Here is a 1,516-nt window from a genome sequence, read left to right on the forward strand (position 1 = left end):
GTGTAGATGCGGTCGCAGATGCCGAGCAGCTCAGGCAGCTCGGAGGAGATGACGACGACGGCCTTCCCCTGGTCTGCCAGCGCGTTGATGATGGTGTAGATCTCGTACTTCGCCCCGACGTCGATGCCACGGGTGGGCTCGTCGAGGATCAGCACGTCCGGGTCGGTGTAGATCCACTTGGACAGCACGACCTTCTGCTGGTTACCACCGGACAGCTGTCCGGCGAGCGCCATGACGGTCGGGCTCTTGATGTTCATGGACCGCCGGTACTCCTCGGCGACCTTGATCTCCTCGTTCCCGTTGACGAACCCGGCGCGGGACAGCTTGTGCAGGCTCGCGGCGGAGATGTTCGTCCGGATGTCCTCGATGAGGTTGAGGCCGTACTTCTTGCGGTCCTCGGTCGCGTAGGCGATGCCGTGGCCGATGGCCTCGTCGACCGTGCGGGTCTTGATCTCCTTGCCCCGCAGGTACACCTGGCCCTCGATGTGGCTGCCGTAGGTGCGGCCGAACAGGCTCATCGCGAGCTCGGTGCGTCCGGCGCCCATGAGGCCCGCGATGCCGACGATCTCGCCGGCGCGCACGGAGAACGCGGCGTTGTCGACGACGACGCGGTCGGGCTGGGTCGGGTGGTGGACCGTCCAGTTCTCGACGCGCAGGATCTCGTCGCCGGGCGTCGACTCGTGCGGCGGGTACCGGTGCTCGAGGTCGCGGCCGACCATGCCCTTGATGATCCGCTCCTGCGTGACGCCGTCGCGCTCCATGTCGAGCGTCTCGATGGTGCGGCCGTCGCGGATGATCGTGGTGGAGTCGGCGATCTCGGCGATCTCGTTGAGCTTGTGCGAGATCATGATCGAGGTGATGCCGTGGTCCTTGAGCTGGCGCAGCAGGTCCAGCAGGTGCTCGGAGTCCGAGTCGTTCAGGGCGGCGGTCGGCTCGTCGAGGATGAGGAGCTTGACCTTCTTCGACAGCGCCTTGGCGATCTCGATGAGCTGCTGCTTGCCGACGCCGAGCTGGCCGACGGGCGTCACGGGGAGCTCGTCGAGGCCGACCCGCGCGAGGAGCTGTGCAGCCTCGGCGTTGGCGCGGTTCCAGTCGATGAGCCCGCCGGCCCCGCGCCGCTCGTTGCCGAGGAAGATGTTCTCGGCGACGGAGAGGTAGGGGACGAGCGCGAGCTCCTGGTGGATGATGACGATGCCCTTGTCCTCGGAGTCGTTGATCGACCCGAAGGCGACCTCCTCGCCCTCGAACAGGATGCGTCCGTCGTACGTGCCGTGCGGGTACACGCCCGACAGCACCTTCATGAGCGTCGACTTACCGGCGCCGTTCTCACCGCAGATGGCGTGGATCTCTCCGCGCTCGACGACGAGATTGACGTCCTGCAGGGCCTTGACCCCGGGGAACGTCTTGGTGATCGACTGCATCTCGAGGATGGTGCTCATGAGCGTGCGATCGCCTCTCTTGGTTGCTCTGGTCCGGGGCTGGGCGGCCCGCACGGGCCGGGCGGGGCCCGGGGGGG

General features: G+C 67.0%; 1 protein-coding gene. It reads right to left on the reverse strand.

Annotated elements, in window-relative coordinates:
- Positions 1 to 1,439, reverse strand: a 1,439-nt coding sequence (gene mmsA / locus CBZ_RS00750) for a multiple monosaccharide ABC transporter ATP-binding protein (protein ID WP_130779716.1), incomplete at its 3' end; no start/stop codon positions are given.
- Between the last annotated feature and the right edge of the window lie 77 nt (positions 1,440 to 1,516).

It is taken from the genome of Cellulomonas biazotea (genome assembly GCF_004306155.1).
Lineage (GTDB): Bacteria > Actinomycetota > Actinomycetes > Actinomycetales > Cellulomonadaceae > Cellulomonas > Cellulomonas biazotea.